19 protein-coding genes and 1 pseudogene are annotated in these 15095 nt (G+C 56.6%); 15 read left to right on the top strand and 5 right to left on the bottom strand.

Translation table 11 applies throughout. From position 1 onward, the window contains the following. A partial coding sequence (locus tag KVT38_RS18065; protein WP_217595143.1) for a LuxR C-terminal-related transcriptional regulator occupies positions 1–624 on the top strand: 624 nt, incomplete at its 5' end. Between the two features lie 64 nt (positions 625–688). Here KVT38_RS18065 and KVT38_RS18070 read toward each other — a convergent pair. Next, positions 689–826 (bottom strand): hypothetical protein, encoded by a 138-nt coding sequence (locus KVT38_RS18070; RefSeq protein ID WP_217595144.1) that lies wholly within the window; start codon positions 824–826, stop codon positions 689–691. Positions 827–941: 115 nt separating this feature from the next. Here KVT38_RS18070 and KVT38_RS18075 point away from each other — a divergent pair, with 115 nt between their 5' ends. Further along, complete coding sequence (locus KVT38_RS18075; protein ID WP_217595145.1) at positions 942–1187, top strand: hypothetical protein; 246 nt, start codon at positions 942–944, stop codon at positions 1185–1187. A gap of 10 nt (positions 1188–1197) precedes the next feature. Here KVT38_RS18075 and KVT38_RS18080 read toward each other — a convergent pair whose 3' ends face one another. Beyond that, positions 1198–1542 (bottom strand): winged helix-turn-helix transcriptional regulator, encoded by a 345-nt coding sequence (locus KVT38_RS18080; RefSeq protein WP_217595146.1) that lies wholly within the window; start codon positions 1540–1542, stop codon positions 1198–1200. Between the two features lie 141 nt (positions 1543–1683). Here KVT38_RS18080 and KVT38_RS18085 point away from each other — a divergent pair, with 141 nt between their 5' ends. The 4 genes from KVT38_RS18085 (at position 1684) to KVT38_RS18100 (ending at position 3685) form a co-directional block, all read left to right on the top strand. Then, positions 1684–2037, top strand: a complete 354-nt coding sequence (locus KVT38_RS18085) for a DoxX family protein (RefSeq protein WP_217595147.1) — start codon at positions 1684–1686, stop codon at positions 2035–2037. 129 nt (positions 2038–2166) lie between these two features. Beyond that, positions 2167–2472, top strand: a complete 306-nt coding sequence (locus KVT38_RS18090; RefSeq protein WP_217595148.1) for a PadR family transcriptional regulator — start codon at positions 2167–2169, stop codon at positions 2470–2472. Between the two features lies 1 nt (position 2473). Beyond that, positions 2474–3076 (top strand): DUF2812 domain-containing protein, encoded by a 603-nt coding sequence (locus KVT38_RS18095; RefSeq protein ID WP_217595149.1) that lies wholly within the window; start codon positions 2474–2476, stop codon positions 3074–3076. A 135-nt stretch (positions 3077–3211) separates the two neighbouring features. Then, a complete protein-coding gene (locus tag KVT38_RS18100) occupies positions 3212–3685 on the top strand; it encodes a MarR family winged helix-turn-helix transcriptional regulator (RefSeq protein WP_217595150.1) in 474 nt (157 codons plus the stop codon). A 22-nt stretch (positions 3686–3707) separates the two neighbouring features. Here KVT38_RS18100 and KVT38_RS18105 read toward each other — a convergent pair whose 3' ends face one another. Next, the gene (locus tag KVT38_RS18105; RefSeq protein WP_217595151.1) at positions 3708–4658 is read right to left on the bottom strand and encodes an ATP-dependent DNA ligase; all 951 of its coding nucleotides are present in this window, start codon (positions 4656–4658) and stop codon (positions 3708–3710) included. Positions 4659–4732: 74 nt separating this feature from the next. Here KVT38_RS18105 and KVT38_RS18110 point away from each other — a divergent pair, with 74 nt between their 5' ends. From KVT38_RS18110 to KVT38_RS18125, 4 genes are all read left to right on the top strand, one after another. Next, a complete protein-coding gene (locus tag KVT38_RS18110; protein WP_217595152.1) occupies positions 4733–5215 on the top strand; it encodes a PCYCGC domain-containing protein in 483 nt (160 codons plus the stop codon). 170 nt (positions 5216–5385) lie between these two features. Beyond that, the gene (locus KVT38_RS18115) at positions 5386–5841 is read left to right on the top strand and encodes a C40 family peptidase (protein WP_217595153.1); all 456 of its coding nucleotides are present in this window, start codon (positions 5386–5388) and stop codon (positions 5839–5841) included. A gap of 376 nt (positions 5842–6217) precedes the next feature. Beyond that, entirely contained in the window at positions 6218–6586 is a 369-nt protein-coding gene (locus KVT38_RS18120; RefSeq protein ID WP_306795333.1) for a BlaI/MecI/CopY family transcriptional regulator, read from the top strand. Continuing rightward, positions 6583–7452: a M56 family metallopeptidase gene (locus KVT38_RS18125; protein ID WP_217595154.1), complete on the top strand. Its 870-nt coding sequence runs from the start codon at positions 6583–6585 to the stop codon at positions 7450–7452. Before KVT38_RS18120 ends, KVT38_RS18125 begins: the two co-directional genes overlap by 4 nt. Before the next feature lie 51 nt (positions 7453–7503). On the opposite strand, the gene KVT38_RS18130 is transcribed toward KVT38_RS18125, so the two are convergent. After that, positions 7504–9735, bottom strand: a complete 2232-nt coding sequence (locus KVT38_RS18130; protein ID WP_217595155.1) for a heavy metal translocating P-type ATPase — start codon at positions 9733–9735, stop codon at positions 7504–7506. A gap of 223 nt (positions 9736–9958) precedes the next feature. Next, positions 9959–10432 (bottom strand): C40 family peptidase, encoded by a 474-nt coding sequence (locus KVT38_RS18135; RefSeq protein WP_217595156.1) that lies wholly within the window; start codon positions 10430–10432, stop codon positions 9959–9961. A gap of 256 nt (positions 10433–10688) precedes the next feature. Here KVT38_RS18135 and KVT38_RS18140 point away from each other — a divergent pair, with 256 nt between their 5' ends. The 5 genes and pseudogenes from KVT38_RS18140 (at position 10689) to KVT38_RS18160 (ending at position 14897) form a co-directional block, all read left to right on the top strand. Further along, the gene (locus tag KVT38_RS18140; RefSeq protein WP_217595157.1) at positions 10689–11807 is read left to right on the top strand and encodes a hypothetical protein; all 1119 of its coding nucleotides are present in this window, start codon (positions 10689–10691) and stop codon (positions 11805–11807) included. Between the two features lie 25 nt (positions 11808–11832). Next, the gene (locus KVT38_RS18145) at positions 11833–12384 is read left to right on the top strand and encodes a PspA/IM30 family protein (RefSeq protein ID WP_217595158.1); all 552 of its coding nucleotides are present in this window, start codon (positions 11833–11835) and stop codon (positions 12382–12384) included. Between the two features lie 221 nt (positions 12385–12605). Then, positions 12606–13010 (top strand): annotated as a pseudogene (gene mgsA, locus KVT38_RS18150) (methylglyoxal synthase); the annotation flags it as partial. A 302-nt stretch (positions 13011–13312) separates the two neighbouring features. Further along, a complete protein-coding gene (gene ligD, locus KVT38_RS18155) occupies positions 13313–14227 on the top strand; it encodes a non-homologous end-joining DNA ligase (protein WP_217595160.1) in 915 nt (304 codons plus the stop codon). Positions 14228–14444: 217 nt separating this feature from the next. Further along, on the top strand, positions 14445–14897 hold the full coding sequence (locus KVT38_RS18160; protein ID WP_217595161.1) for a helix-turn-helix domain-containing protein: 453 nt from the start codon (positions 14445–14447) through the stop codon (positions 14895–14897). Positions 14898–15095: the final 198 nt, after the last annotated feature.

Genomic DNA, 15095 nt, shown 5'->3' on the forward strand with positions numbered 1-15095 from the left:
CTGCCGGACCCCGACCTGATGAACACCCGCATGCACGGCCTGAACGGGAACGAGGCGACGCGGCATATAAGGGAGCGGCATCCGCAGACCGAGGTGCTCATCCTGTCCATGCACAGCGACGACCAGTCTGTGTTCACCGCGATGCGGGCGGGCGCCAAGGGCTACGTCCTCAAGGACGCGGACGAAGAAGAGCTGCTGCAGTCCATTCGTATGGTGGGCAGCGGCCGCGCGGTTTTCGGCAAGGGCATCGCGGAGCGGATGATGCAGTACTTCGCGGCGCACACGGGGAACGCCGTCGGCTCTGGCGACGGGGGCGGCGCGACCGACGGGACCGATGGCTCCAGTGGCTCCAGTCGCAGGGCCAATGGTTACGCCACCGACGGCGATACGGACTGGCGGCGGCTGGCGGCCAGCGACACCTTCTCCGGCTTGACGCGCCGCGAGGCGGAGATTCTGGCGCGGATCGCGAGCGGCGACACGAACGCCCGGATCGCTGAGCGGCTGTTCATCAGCGCCAAGACGGTCGCGAACCATGTGTCCACGATTCTAAGCAAGCTGCAGGTGCTCGACCGCCACGAAGCGCGCAAGCTGGTGGAGCGAACGAGACCGCCCGAGTCTCTATAGAACGCTAAAAAGCCGAACCTCCATAGGGAGATTCGGCCAGTCGTCGTTAGAACGCTGCCTTCGCTCAGCACCAGCCGACTTCAGGCCAGTCGCTGCCGTAGATGATCGGGAAAAGGTAGGCCATCGCGATGCCGCCGTACACGACTTTCATGCGAGCGTCGGTAGCGAGCTTCTTCATTTTTGCCCAAGCGCCGTTGTTCATCAATATCCGTCCTTCCGCAGTGAAGTGATTGATTACGGGGAATGATTTACCACAAAATAGGGGATCATGAAACCCTGTCAAAAAGGGAAAGCATGATCGGAGGACTGATCGGCGGATGAGCGCTGAGCTGGAACGGCTGTTGAAGATGATGGGCCAAGTGGTGTCGATGGAGCTGCGGGTAGGGAACACGGACGTTCAAAGCGCGATCGACATGATGGACGGGTACGGGCTGAGATACAAAAATTCGTGGGCATCCATGGAACTGGCGGACCATACCGTCGTCGAATTTTGGCGCAAGGATCTGTTCAAGTCCGCTGCCGATCCGCTGCCGAACGACGCGGGCCGCGACGATCGGGACTAACGGGCGAGGCTCACTCCGCAGAGCGTTCCTCCCCGTACAGCTCGGTCAAATGCGCAAGATGCCCGACGCCCCAGTCGTTCATGGCCTGCAGGATCGGCGTTAAGCGCTGCCCGTATTCCGAGATGGAATACTCCACCTTGGGCGGAATCGACGGATACACCTCTCTGTGAACGATATCGTGATATTCGAGCTCCTTCAGCTGCTGCGAGAGCATCTTTTTGGTGATGTCGGGAATCGACCTTTGCAGCTCGCTGAACCGCATCGTGCCGCTCGCGAGCAGGCGCAGCAGGATCACGGGCTTCCACTTGCCGATGAGAATCTCGAGCGTCGTCTCGAATTTGCAATAAGCCGTCATGCCCCGGCCCCCAGTCGTGGTCTAAGGTTTTCTTTTCTATACCTTGTATGGTTGAAGTGCCTTCTTCCGGCGCGTCGTTCTACCTTCTATTATAGGCTATGGATGAGGGTTGACGACACTGGGGAAGAGGGGAATCGAACGATGAATATCGCATTATGGATCGTGCAGGGATTGCTTGCGGTGGGGGTTCTATACGCGGGGTGGATGAAGGCAGTCCAGTATGAAAAGGGAGCGGCCGCATGGGGCTGGGTCAAGGAGGTGCCAAAAGGCTTCGTCGTCTCGGTCGGCGTCCTGGAGCTGCTCGGCGCGGCGGGTTTGATCCTGCCCGAGGCGACGGGGATCGCGCCGGTCTTGACGCCGATTGCCGCGATCTCGCTGGCCGCCGTCGTTCTGTTCGGCGCGCTCTTCCATATCTTCCGCAGCGAATACCGGGAGATCGGCATTAACGTCGTGTTTCTGGCGCTCGCCGTACTGGTGGCCGTCGGTCGGCTCTAAGGGCTGACCGGCTTTTTTTGTTCATGAAGGCCTTTTATTTAACTATTCAGTTGAAATGTATAGTTGAACTGTATATAATCGTATTAAGTTCAACTGTACAGTTAGACTGTATATAGAAAGGGGCGTCGCATGAAGCATCCGCTGCTGCCGTTGTCGGAAACGATGCATTATATTTTGCTGGCGCTCAAGCAGCCGCTCCACGGATACGCGATCATGCAGACCGTCGAGCAGATGAGCGAAGGGACGGTTATCCTGGCGGCCGGCACGTTGTACGGCGCTATCGAGAACCTGAGCAAGCATGGCTGGATCGCGCCGGTGCCGGGCGAGACGGGACGGAGGAAGGTTTACCGGATCACGGCGGACGGAGAACGCGTCCTGGCCATTGAGCGGAGAAGGCTGGCGCACTTGCTGGCACTCTACGAAACGAGGGATTAACATGAAAAAGCGCAAATGGTTCATCAACCTGCTCAAAGAGGAGAAGTGGCTGAACGACCGGCTGGCCGAAGGCTACGCTTGCCGCAGGGTCGGTTCGCTCGGCGGGTACGTATTCGAGCGCTCCGAGCGCCCGATGGTCATCCGGCTCGACTATCAGCGTCAGATGAGCGCGGAGAAATACGAGGAATATAAGGGCACCTACGCGGACTTTGGATGGACACACCTGAAGGGCAGCCGCTGGGGCAGCGTCCAATACTGGCAAAAGCCCGCCGACGGACGCGACGAGATTTTCTCCGACGCCGGCTCGCAGGTCGCGTTCTATCAGCGTCTGACGCATTACGCGCTGACGACCGCTAGTCTCTTTTTCATCTACACTTTCATCCTGTTTAACGGCAATATTTTTGCGGCCCTGTTCGACATTAAAGCGAGCTACTTAACCGAGGGCCTGTGGGAGATGGAAGGAGCGATGTTCTGGCGCGCCTTTCTATTCGAGACTCCGTTCGCGATGCTTCGCTTCCTGCCGGCCTGGATTTTCGGACTCGCCATCGTCATGGCCCTCTACAGCTACTTCCAATACGTGAAGCGGAAAAAGGAGTATGCGTAACCGCACGGTGCCGTGCCCCGATCCCATCGATAAACGCTGTCCCGCAGCATTTCAAATCTGCAACCGGATGCTTATAATAGCTGTAGGCGCGTGCGATCGCCGCAGCTGACACGAACCAGGAACCGAGGAACCTTTATGGAAAATAAGCATCCGTCCGAGCAGCTGGCCGTTATCTTCTATCGTGTCAACCGTACGTTTCAGTATTTGATGTCCCTGCACCTGAAGGCTTACGACATTACGCCGGAGCAGTGGAACGTGCTGAAGCATCTGCAGGAGAAAGACGGGATCTCCCAGAAGGATCTGTCCTATATGGCGGATAAGGACAAGACGACCATCACGCGGATCATCGACAGTCTGGAGGAGCGCGGAGCGCTGCACAGACATCCCAATCCGAACGACCGGCGATCCTTCTTGATTTACTTGACGGAAGAGGGCCGATCGTTGATCCGGGAGCTGCAGCCGATCCCCGACCAGGTGAACCGGCTTGCCAGCCAGCAGCTGTCGGAGCAGGATCTGCTGAATTTGAAGGACATGCTTTCGAGTCTGCAGGATCAGATTCTGACCGAGATCGAGCGATATTCATTCGAGCATCGGCATCCTGTAGTTTAACAAGCTCGTTCATGGCATATTTTCATATCGTCACCTGATCGATCGTACATTCGGTCGGGACCATACTCTCCATCATGCTCTGGATGCTCGAATGGCGCATCGTTCTCCCCGGCGTCCACTCCAGAAATTGAACTTTGACGACGAAGCGCGGTTGAACCCAAGTCGCCTCTTCGTGCCGTTCCGGGACATTCGCAAAAGGAGAGCGCGGGACGATGAAAGGTTCGACTTTTTGCGTGAGTTCCTTCCACTGGGCGCCGGTCAGCCTTCCTGTTCCGGAATGACCGATGTAGATCAACGAATCTTGCGCATACACCCCCAGCAAAAGCCCATTGACCGTGTCCCCTCGATACGTCACGCCGCCGATGGCGGCATATAAATCTTGGTTTAACTTTCGCTTTTGCCATCGCGCATCCTTGCCGTCGATCGCATAGCTGCTGTCCAGGTTTTTAGTGACGATGCCCTCCATGCCGTGCGCCTTCATAAGATCGAACAAAGCATCGCCGCCGGGAAAGTTTTTGACGAGCTGAACCTTATCGTTGGGCTTGATGATTTGGTTTAACAAGGCCTGTCTTTGCCTTAGACTGTCCGAAGTCACCCAGCTGTCGTTTAGATATAAAAGATCGAAAACCATGTACGTCACGGGCACTTCAGCTACCGCGGACGCGATGTTTTGCTGTTTTCGAAGACGATCGCGCTTCATGATTTCATGGAAGGACGGTTTCTTTTCATCGAATGCGATGAGTTCTCCGTCTAAAATGAAAGACGAGGCTGAGCAATATTGAGCAGGCGATAAAAATTCGGGATATTGCCGCGTTCGGTCGTTCAGGCGGCGGTTGATCAAGCGCGTGTCCGTGCCGTCGTAATAGGCGAGCATTCGAACGCCGTCCCATTTGATCTGCGATATCCAATGGTCCCCTTGCGGCGTTTTGTCTGTTAGTATAGGTTCAAAGGGGATAACCGGGTCTAGCTTCATGCTCCCTGTCCCTTTCTGCGGGTCGTTAGCGCGTAGTATGGCCATTTGTAAAAGACGGAATACGAGGTGAGCGTTTGAAACACGGGTGTAAGTCTTTTGTTTTGCTATTGGTCATCGTATTGTTCGCCAGCGCCTGCGCTTCGAAGAAAGAAAATTCTCACGCGCACGAGCATACGGACACCGATTTGCTGGAGACCACTTCGTCGTCAGAATTGCAGCCTGCTTTCTTGTCGGGTCAGCCGGACGAAGTTCGTACCGTGTACCGAATCGCGGCGGCAGCAAAGGATATTCTTGAATGGATCCCATGTTATTGCGGCTGCGGTGAAAGTGCCGGTCACAGGAGCCACTACAATTGCTTTATTCAGCAAACGAATGACGACGGCTCGGTTATCTGGACCGATCACGGAACACGCTGCGGGGTATGCTTGCAGATCGCCGTCCAGTCCGCCCAGATGAAGCAAAAGGGCGCTTCGAATAAAGAGATCCGGACCTTTATCGACGAGACGTATAAAACGGGCTTCGGCAAACCTACGGATACGCCCATGCCGCCCGTTTAAGGAAATTCACGCGAAGCCCTAAGCTAAAATGAGGGCTTTTTAATGTTTCTGCGAGAGGAGTGTGCGTTCATTTGAAGAATTATACTACACAACGTAATATAAAAATCTGTCGAGTTTCGGCTTGCCCACGAGCCTATAGCTAGCCTCGCAGTGTGAAGGGAGAAGCAAGTTTGAAAAAGAAAGCCGGTTTACTGTTGCTTGGCGCCGCCATCCTTTTTGCGGGTACCGACAATACCTCTTATGCCTCCGAGAAGCCTGAACTCGCTCAAGCGATTGACGAGGTCATCGGCACGCCTTACAAATGGGGCGGGACGACGACAAGCGGATTCGATTGCTCCGGATTTATCCGTTATATTTTTGACCAATTCCAATTGGAGCTGCCGCGCACGTCCAGCGCGCAGGCGCTGGCCGGGACGCAAGTCGATCAGGACGAGCTGCTCCCGGGCGATCTCGTTTTCTTCAATACGAGCGGAGCGGGGATTTCTCACGCCGGAATCTACGTCGGAGAAGGAGCGTTCGCTCATTCCTCGAGCAATAAAGGCGTTACGATCAGCAAGCTGTCCGAAGCCTATTATGCCAAGCGCTATGTAACGGCCAGAAGGATCACGACGGAGAAGTTCCTTTAAAATGGCTCCAGACGCAAAGATAGCGCAAAATTGCGCTATTCCCGCATGCATGCACTTCAGTCAACCGCAGCCCACTCGCTCCAGACGCAAAGATAGCGCAAAATTGCGCTATTCCCGCATGCACGCACTTCAGTCGATCGCCGCCCACTCGCTCGGGACGCAAAATAGCGTAGAATTGTGCTATTCACGCATGCACGCACTTCAGTCGACCGCCGCCCACTCGCTCGGGACGCAAAATAGCGTAGAATTGTGCTATTCCCGCATTCACGCACTTCAGTCGACCGCCGACGTGAGAAAAATCAGGCCGAGGTGATGGATCATAAAAGTCAAAACCTTGCACTTGAACGAAGAAGGATTGCTTCGCTTCCTGGGTTCCTTGGAAGCCAAGATCATGAGCTTGCTCTGGGAAAAAGGACGGCTGACGATCAAACAAGCGCACGAGATGCTGAATCGGGCGGATCCGATCTCTCTCACGACGGTCTTGACGGTCATGGTGCGGCTCGCCGATAAAGGGCTCCTTCACAAGGAATCGAGCGGAGGAGGGCGCAATCGACTGACGTTTTTTACGCCTGTCCAGACGCGGGAGCAATTTATAAGGGAACAAACGAAGTCCGTAACCGACGGGTTGGTGGAAGACTTCGGATCTTTAATGGTCAGCCATCTCGTCGATAACCTGGACAAGGCGGACCCCGAGCTCATCGCGCGGCTGGAGGAGAAGCTGAGCGAGTTGAAGAAGAAGCCATGAATCCGTCGGCGATAAAGCTGCCGCGAACGCCTAAGCTCGTGCTGATCGTCATCGGCGCGCTCGGCCTGTGGATGCTGGCCCAGTTGGGCTATCTCCTCGTCCATCAGATGGCGGACCTGCCCGCGAGTCCCGATGTCGTACGTTTCCTGATCGCCGTCTTAACGGACGTATTCGTCAACCATCATCTCTCCGAGATCGTCTTGAATGCGCTCCTTGCTTATATGGTATGGGCCCTGCTGGCCGAGTCGATCCGCTACACCCGCGACAAGCGGCGGTGGTCGAATTACATCCGCAGGCACTCGGTCCCGGCATTAGAAAAGCGGCTTAATGAACGGTTCGACTTGGGAACCATCCGCATTCAAGTCATCTCGCATCATTCCGACGTTGCAGTCGCCTTCGGCGGGTGGTCTCCCCGGATCGTTTTATCGGACGCGTTGATCGCGCGCTTCCAGGCGAGCGAATTGGAAGCGATCATTTTGCACGAGTATTTTCATTGCCAATTCCGTCATCCCCTTCAGCTGTTTTTGCTGCGTCTCGTGTCGAGCATGCTGGCTTTCCTGCCAGTCGTGAAGCAGCTCGTCCATTATTATGGCATCTGGCTGGAGCTGCTGGCCGACCGATTCGTGATCTGTCGCATGGGAACTGAATGGACATTGGGAAAGGTGCTGCTGGACTTCGTAAAAAGAGCCAATCCCGGCGTACCCAAAGCCGGGGTCCCCTTCGCCAACGAGGCGATTAATTACCGCTTGCGCCAGCTGATCGAGCCGGATTCGCAGCTTCGTATTCCGATGGCGACCAAGCGCTCCGTCGTTCTATCGGCGATCGTCGTCCTCCTTACGTTCATGATCCTGATCTCTATCCGATAAGCGCAAATCAAAAGCCCTGGCGCTGCGATCGCATGCCAGGGCTCCTTAGCGCTATGAGCGTTTCTCAATGAGGATCGTCAAGCTGACCAGGGTGACGAAGATCGTAGCGCCCATGTCGGACAGGATCGCGATCCACAGCGTCAGCCATCCGGGGATGGTGAGCAGCAAGGCGATCAGCTTCAGTCCGAGCGCCACGCTAATATTGAACCGGATGATCCGGTTCACCCTGCGCGCGATCCGGACTGCGGCCGGCAGCTTGCCGAGATGGTCCTGCATCAGGACGATATCGGCAGTCTCAATGGCGCTGTCCGTTCCTTTACCCATCGCAATGCCGAGCTGGGCGGAGGCCAGCGCAGGTGCGTCGTTGATGCCGTCTCCGATCATGCCGACCGTGCCTGTCGCGGCCAATTCCTTCACCTTCGCGACTTTGTCCTCCGGGAGCAGGCCGCCGTGGTATTCGCTGACGCCGACCGCCTTCGCCACCTTTTCCGCCGTCTTCTGGTGGTCGCCGGTCAGCATCACGGTGCGGCGGATGCCGCTGCGGTGAAGCTCCCGGATCACGCCCGCGCTCTCCTCGCGAATCTCGTCGGCAATGCCGAACATCCCGAGCACGCTTCGCTCATCCGCGAGCAGAACGAGCGTCAAGCCGTCTTCCTTCAGGCTTTGAACGGCAGCGCGCACCTCTTCCGTGAAGGACAGATGGGAGATGCTCTTCTCGTTGCCCAGCCAGTATTTGCGTCCTTCATAGCTGGCTGTGATCCCTTGGCCGGACACCGTCTGGATGTCGTCGGCCTCTCCGGCCGCGATGCCGAGCCGGTCGATTTCCTTCATCACCGCTTTGGCCAGCGGGTGAATAGAGGCTTTTTCGATCGCGCCTGCGACGACAAAAAACTTCTCTTTGTCGTATACGACGGTCTTTTCGACATGCGGTTCGCCCTTGGTCAGCGTGCCAGTCTTGTCGAAGGCGAGCGTGTCCAGCTTGCCCAGCTGTTCGAGGAACACGCCGCCCTTGACCAGAATCCCGTTGCGCGCATTGCGGGTAATGCCCGATACGATCGCAATGGGAGAGGACAGGATCAGCGCGCATGGGCAGCCGACGATCAGCACCGCCAGGCCTTGATAGAGCCACTTCTGCCAATCGCCTCCGAACAGCAGGGGCGGAACGAGCAGCACCAGAAGAGCAACGACAATGATGAGCGGCGTATAATACTTCGAAAACTTGTTGATGAACAATTCCGTAGGCGTCTTGGTCTCCTGCGCTTCCTGGACCAGATGCAAAATTTTGGCCAGCGAGGAATCCTGATAGGCTTTGTCGATACGCACCTGAAGGACGCCTTCGTTGTTGATGCTCCCGCCGAAAACCGGCTGTCCGTTCGCTTTCTCCACCGGGAGCGATTCGCCGGTTATCGCGGCTTCATTCACGGAGCTCTTGCCGCTGGCGACCGTGCCGTCGGAAGGGATCTTCTCGCCGGGCCTGACGATGACGATATCGCCGACCGCCAGGCTGGCGATGGGGACCACGGTCTCGAGGCCGTTTTCCAGCTTCACGGCTTCTTTGGGAGCTACCTGAAGCAAAGTCTCCATCGACTTGCGCGCTTTCTCCATGCCCATGCCCTCGAGCAGCTCGTTGAGCCCGAACAAGATGGCGACGAGCGTCGCTTCCTTCCAGTCCCCGATCGCTGCCGCGCCGATGAGGGCAATCGTCATAAGCGTATCGATGTTGAACTTGAGCTTCGCGAGATTTTTTAAGCCGCGCCAGAAGGTGGAGTACCCGCTAAGGAGCGAAGCGACGATATAAAGCGCGATGGAGACGGCGGACGGCAGCAAGTCTTGGGTCGACATGGCGCTGATGTACAGGGCGGTCGAGATGCCAAGCAGCCAGACGATTCGTTTGGTGCCGCCGGCTCCGTGGTCATGGTCATGACCGTGTCCATGTCCGGCGCCATGATCGTGTCCGTGGTCGTGATCGTGGTTAAGGTCATGATCGTGATCGTGTCCATGATCGTGTCCATCGTCATGACTGTGATCGTGTCCGTCATGCCCCTTTTTCGCATGCTGCCCTTGATCGCGATGCGCGTGCTTCGGAGGGAGCGCCAGAGAAGCGCCGTCCGATTTTAAAATCCGTTTCACCTGTTCAAGGTTGATCTTCTCATCTACTGTCAGTTTTCCGGAGTTATAGCTCAGCTTCGCCGTTTGTCCGTGCTCCAGCCGCTTGATCTCTTGTTCGAGCTCATTCGTACAATTTGGACAGGACAGTCCGTTCACCCGAAGCTCCAACGTCATCTCAATGCAACTCCATTCTCATCGCTAACATATGAGTATATGCTCATATGATATGCCGAATAAAGGAGAGTGTCAATCATTTCAAACAAAAATATGAGCAATCGATCATGTATACCGTTAATATACTACAAATCATAGTATTATTAAACAGCGTCAGCGGCAGAAATTCTCAGAAAATGCCAAAAACAAGAGGACGGCCATGTCCTCTTGCTGCAGTATCCGCCTAAAGAATTCTTCGTGCGGTCACGTATTTGGATTTCCAATATGACGTATTGATGCTGGAGAGGGCGACGCCCTTGCTTGAGCTGTGCAGCATTTTTCCGTTGCCCGCATAGATGCCGACATGGCTGATCCCTTTGCCGCTCGTGTTGTAAAAGATCAGATCGCCGGTGCTGAGATAGCCTTTCGCTACCTTCTTGCCCCTTGTGGCTTGCGTGATCGAGGTGCGGGGAAGCTTGACGCCCTTCAATTTAAATATGTATTGAGTGAAGGAGGAGCAATCGAAAGCGTAGGTGATGTTGGCCGGGGCGCCGAAGCGATAGGGCACGCCCAAGTATTTTTTTCCGGAGGCGATGACCGCTTTGGATGCGGCAGTCGCGGCCTCGGCGTTCGAGGCGCCGGCGGAAAGGGCAGCCGTTGTGCCGATGACAGCGCTCAGTGCGATGATGAAGACCGATTTTAATCTGGACCATTGCATATTCTGGATGTTCCTCCTCGCCACATAATAAGGTTTAACTACCATAGCACAAATTAAATGGAACCCATTTTCCAATGAGAAGACAGATTCGAATGAGTGCTGCATGTTTTGCGATTTCTGAAGCTTTGCTGATAATTCTTTAATGGGTGTTTCAAAGGAATTTGACAGGAAAAATTTTATTTTCCCGACTTTTTTATCCTTGTTGCGTAAGCATTTGTATTATGATGAAAACAATACGAGGTTGGAGGTCGTGCGGATGGGACTGTTCAGTTGGATTCGGGAAAGCATGACAGGCGAAAAGGTGTGTCCGATCGAACATCTGGAAAGCTATAGAAGGCTGGGCGAGCAGGTGTACGATCTGCACGTGGAGATGGCCGACTGCGATCGCGGCCGCGCTCTCGCATACATGCAGGCGGCACGCTCCCTGCAGACGATGGCCGATGCGCTTCTAGGCGATGCGCTATCCGGCTTCGGAGGGCAGGCGAAGCCGGTCCCCGTCATCACCCACGACCAGGCGGATGTATGGTACGGCAAAATACCCGATCTGATGATCGCGGCCCGACAGGAGGCTGCCTTCGAGCGGGCAGCCCGCATCGAGCTTCCGATTCGGTTGGGCCCGCAGCTGGAAGGCCCGAGTCCATGCCCGGTTGCGCATCTGACCGGCCTTCGCCGCGCTGCCGAACGGATGGATGAGATGACAAAAGCGGCGGTCGACGCAGCTCGGTCCCAGGGAGACCGCTTCAAGTCGGTGATCCTCTCGTATGAAGCGGCTCGAACGCGCAAGCAAGCGGGAGACGCGATCGTCGGGAGCATATCGAGCGGCCGGCGGGTGTCCGAGGAGACGCATGAGGATGCCGAGAAGCAGTACTGGCTGGCGCTCTCCGATTACTTGCTCGTTGCGCAAGGGCTCAAAGCGCCCGAAGTCATCCAGCTCGACTTGCTCCCGGCCTCGGGAGATCGGTCCGCTAGGCTGCGACGCCTGTGCAAGCTGGACTCCGACGATATTTGGAAAGTGACTTCGAGCACCGCCAAAAGAGAAATTCAAAGGGCGGGGGAGTGGAGGCAGGCCGTCGAGGACCTTCAAGAGCATTGGTCGGCCTGTCTCATCACGGAAGTGGAGCGAGAGTACGAGATCACCGTTGAAGAGCTGCTCGAGCGGAATCTGATCGAAGAAAACGGTTATTGGTATTGCTGCCCCTTTCCGTCTGTCTACCGCGTTCGCAACTCGACCGCTTCCGTGCAAGTGTTGGGAAGGACCATTCCGCGAGGGCATGTGTTCGTATTGGAGTACGGAGACGACGGCGCCCCCAGCAACTTTATAACGGCCGCTTCGTTCAATTCGGGCGCCGACCGCAAATATTGCGAGGATGAATGAAGGTAAGGAAGGAGGCGACCCGCACTTGGGACTGACTCGACATTTGCGCCGATGGTTCGGAGCGAAGCGTCCATCCGAGGAAGATCCGGGGCGGATATTAAACGCCTACATTGAAGCAAGCTCCGAAGCGTTGCGCGAGTTGTCTGTCACGACGAAGCGCGCGCAGTCGGAGGGCCTGGTCATTGCCGAGAAAATGAACGCCGTGCAGGCGGAAATAAAGAAGAAACGCGACAAAGCGGAAGAAGCCGCCCGGGCGTCGAACGCCGAGCTGGCGCGCCGGTGGCTGGAGGAGGTCCACGACCGGACGCTGCTATTTGAACAGCTGCAGGAGGACGCCAGGCGCAACCAGGTGTTTGCGGAGGAATTGTTGGAGAAGCGGGATGCGCTGTCCGGCAAAATTCAAACCGCAAAAGCGGTCATCGAGCAGTATAAGGCGAGAAGCCGCCGCGCCGCTTCCGTGATCGCTGCCGAACAAGCGCTGTCCGACGGCGATTCAAAGGATGCCCCTGGCCAGCTTCAAGCCGATTTGTTTCTGGCCGAAGCCAAAGCGGAGCTCGAGCGCAGCCGGCCTTACTAGTCCGGTACAGCGTAAACCCCGTCCTGGATGCTGCATGTTTGCGGGATAGCATTCGAAAAATATCGAGGATACAGGTGGAGCTGCCGGGCTCCATCTTTTTTTGTGTTATATTATATTACGCATTATAAAACTATCAGAATATTTAGTTGTCGAATCCTCGGAATAATGATAGTATTATGTAATATTATATAACATACACATACATCATCGAGGTGATTCGAATGAACGTTGCTTTTGTCGCGCATGATCACAAGAAGGAAGAAATGATCGCGTTCACGATCGCTTACCAGTCGTTGTTCAAGCCCCATACGCTGTTCGCTACGGGCACGACGGGACGACTTATTATGGAAAATACGGACCTGGACATCATGACCTTCAAGTCGGGACCGCTGGGCGGCGATCAACAGATCGGGGCCATGGTATCGCAGAACGAGCTGGATCTGCTGGTCTTCTTCCGCGATCCGCTCGTCGCGCAGCCTCACGAACCGGACATCACCGCATTGCTTCGGCTATGTGACGTATACGGCATTCCCGTCGCGACGAACATGGCGACTGCAGAGCTGCTCGTTCATTCGCTGGAGCGGGGGGACTTCCACTGGCGCGACATCATTCATCAACGCCGCCCTGCCAATGTCGCCCACTTCAAACGTTCTTCCGCCGCCACTGCCGGGCTCGGGAAGCCGGCCGACGAGGATCTCAGCCTTCCGCGTGCCGATTCGATCTAATTCCCCCTTGCCTTGCCGACATACACAGATAAACCCAAGAAGCCGCACAGCCTGCGGCTTTTTTTGATGCGCAGTTTGGCGGTACTCCGATCATGGTAAGTAACGCTAAGCGCGCCGCCCCGTTACTTGGCTTCTCTTTTTACATATTCCGGGCCGCCCCGCGCAAATTAATGACCAGCTGGGCCAAAAAGGAGTTTTCCCCGATGGACAAGCAACGCTACGCGATCGAAGGAAAAGAGCTGGAGATCTCGCATCCGGACCGCATCGTCTGGCCCGAGGCCGGCATCTCCAAGCTGGACCTGATCCGCTATCTGATCGAGGTCGCGCCGTATATGCTGCCGTATACGCGGGATCGCATGCTCATGGTATGGCGTTATCCTGACGGGATCGGCGGGAAGCGGGTCGAGGAACGATCGGTGCACGGCGAGGCGCCAGACTGGCTGCCGCGGGTCGCGTACGGCGGCAAGGAGCGGATTTTGCTGAACGATGCCGCGACGCTGGTCTGGCTGGCGAACCGCGGCGCGATTGAGCTCCACGTGCCGTTCGACCGGTACGATCGCAAGGATGTGCCGACCGAGCTCGTCTTCGACCTGGACCCGGCGGCGGGCATGCCCTTTGAAGCAGTGCGCGAGGTCGCGCTGAAGCTGAAGGAAACGCTGGACGGGCTGTCGCTCGCGAGCTTTCCCAAGACATCCGGCGCGACGGGGCTGCAGGTATATGTGCCGATCGAGCCTAAATATACGTTCGAGGATACCCGGCTCATCAACGCGTTCGTCGCCAGATACATGCAGGAGCAGCTGCCGGGGCGGATCACGCTCGAGCGCGTCGTGGAGAAGCGGGGGGACAAGCTGTATTTCGACTATTTGCAGCTGTGGCGGGGGCGGACGATGGCGGCCGTCTATTCGGTGCGAGGAACGCCGAAGGCGACCGTGTCGACGCCGGTGACCTGGGCGGAAGTCGCCAAGGGCTTCGAGCCGGCGGACTTCACGATCGCGACGGTGCCGGAGCGTCTGCGGACGATGGGGGATTTGTTCAGAGGCGTGTCGTCGAAGGCGCACCGCGTTGATCAGCGGGTGGACGAAGTGCTGGCGTTTGTGCGAAAAACCGGGGAGACCTAATGGCTGGCATGGCAAGCGGGCCATTTCGCGCGGATGGCTATATCAAGCTAGGATACAGAGCAGCAGGGATGCAGCGACCCTCGCGAGCTCTGTATTTTTGCGTAAAATGACCGCGCAACCTGGCGTTGCGGCGCGTCGCAACGAGAAGGTTCTTTACTTGCGGCCGGATCGGGCTCGATAATGGGGGCATACCCGCCGCGGAAAGGATAGCTGCTAAATGGTGTTCGGGGAGAAGCTGAAAACGGAACGGAATCGGAAGGGCTGGTCGCAGGAGGAACTGGCCGACAAGCTGTATGTCAGCCGGCAAGCGGTATCAAAATGGGAGAACGGACAGAATTATCCGAGCATCGAGATCATTATCAAGGTGAGCGATCTATTCGAATTGACGATCGACGAGCTGCTGCGAAGCGACGAGGAGTTGACGCGAAAAGTGATCAAAGATAGCAAGCGACTGGCTTATCCGCGGCTCAAGGCCGTATTCGACGTGCTGTTTCTGATCGGCATCGTCCTGCTCGCGATCAAGCTCGGCGTCGTGGCGTTGAACAAGCTCGCGTCCCTGGACCTGGAGCTGGTCGGCGGGCGCTTCTTCTGGAACTTCTCCTCCTTGATCCTGATGGTCGTCGGGGGTATCGGGGCGGGTATATTGAAGGAGAAGTATAGGGCGGACTGACGGAGCGGGACGCGAAGTCGCGACTGCTGCCCGTCTTGGCGGGGCGTACGTCGCCATTCAAGGGCTCCGGCTCGGCTCGGCCAGGCGCTCCGCCCGTCTATCACTTTTATTGCGCATGCAGGTCGAGCCGACCGGGCGATCGCGCCGTTCACCACGGCACATTCAGGACGATCGCAGTCGCGACTTCGGAGCCGTTGG

Source organism: Cohnella sp. GbtcB17, assembly GCF_019091135.1.
GTDB lineage: Bacteria > Bacillota > Bacilli > Paenibacillales > Paenibacillaceae > Cohnella.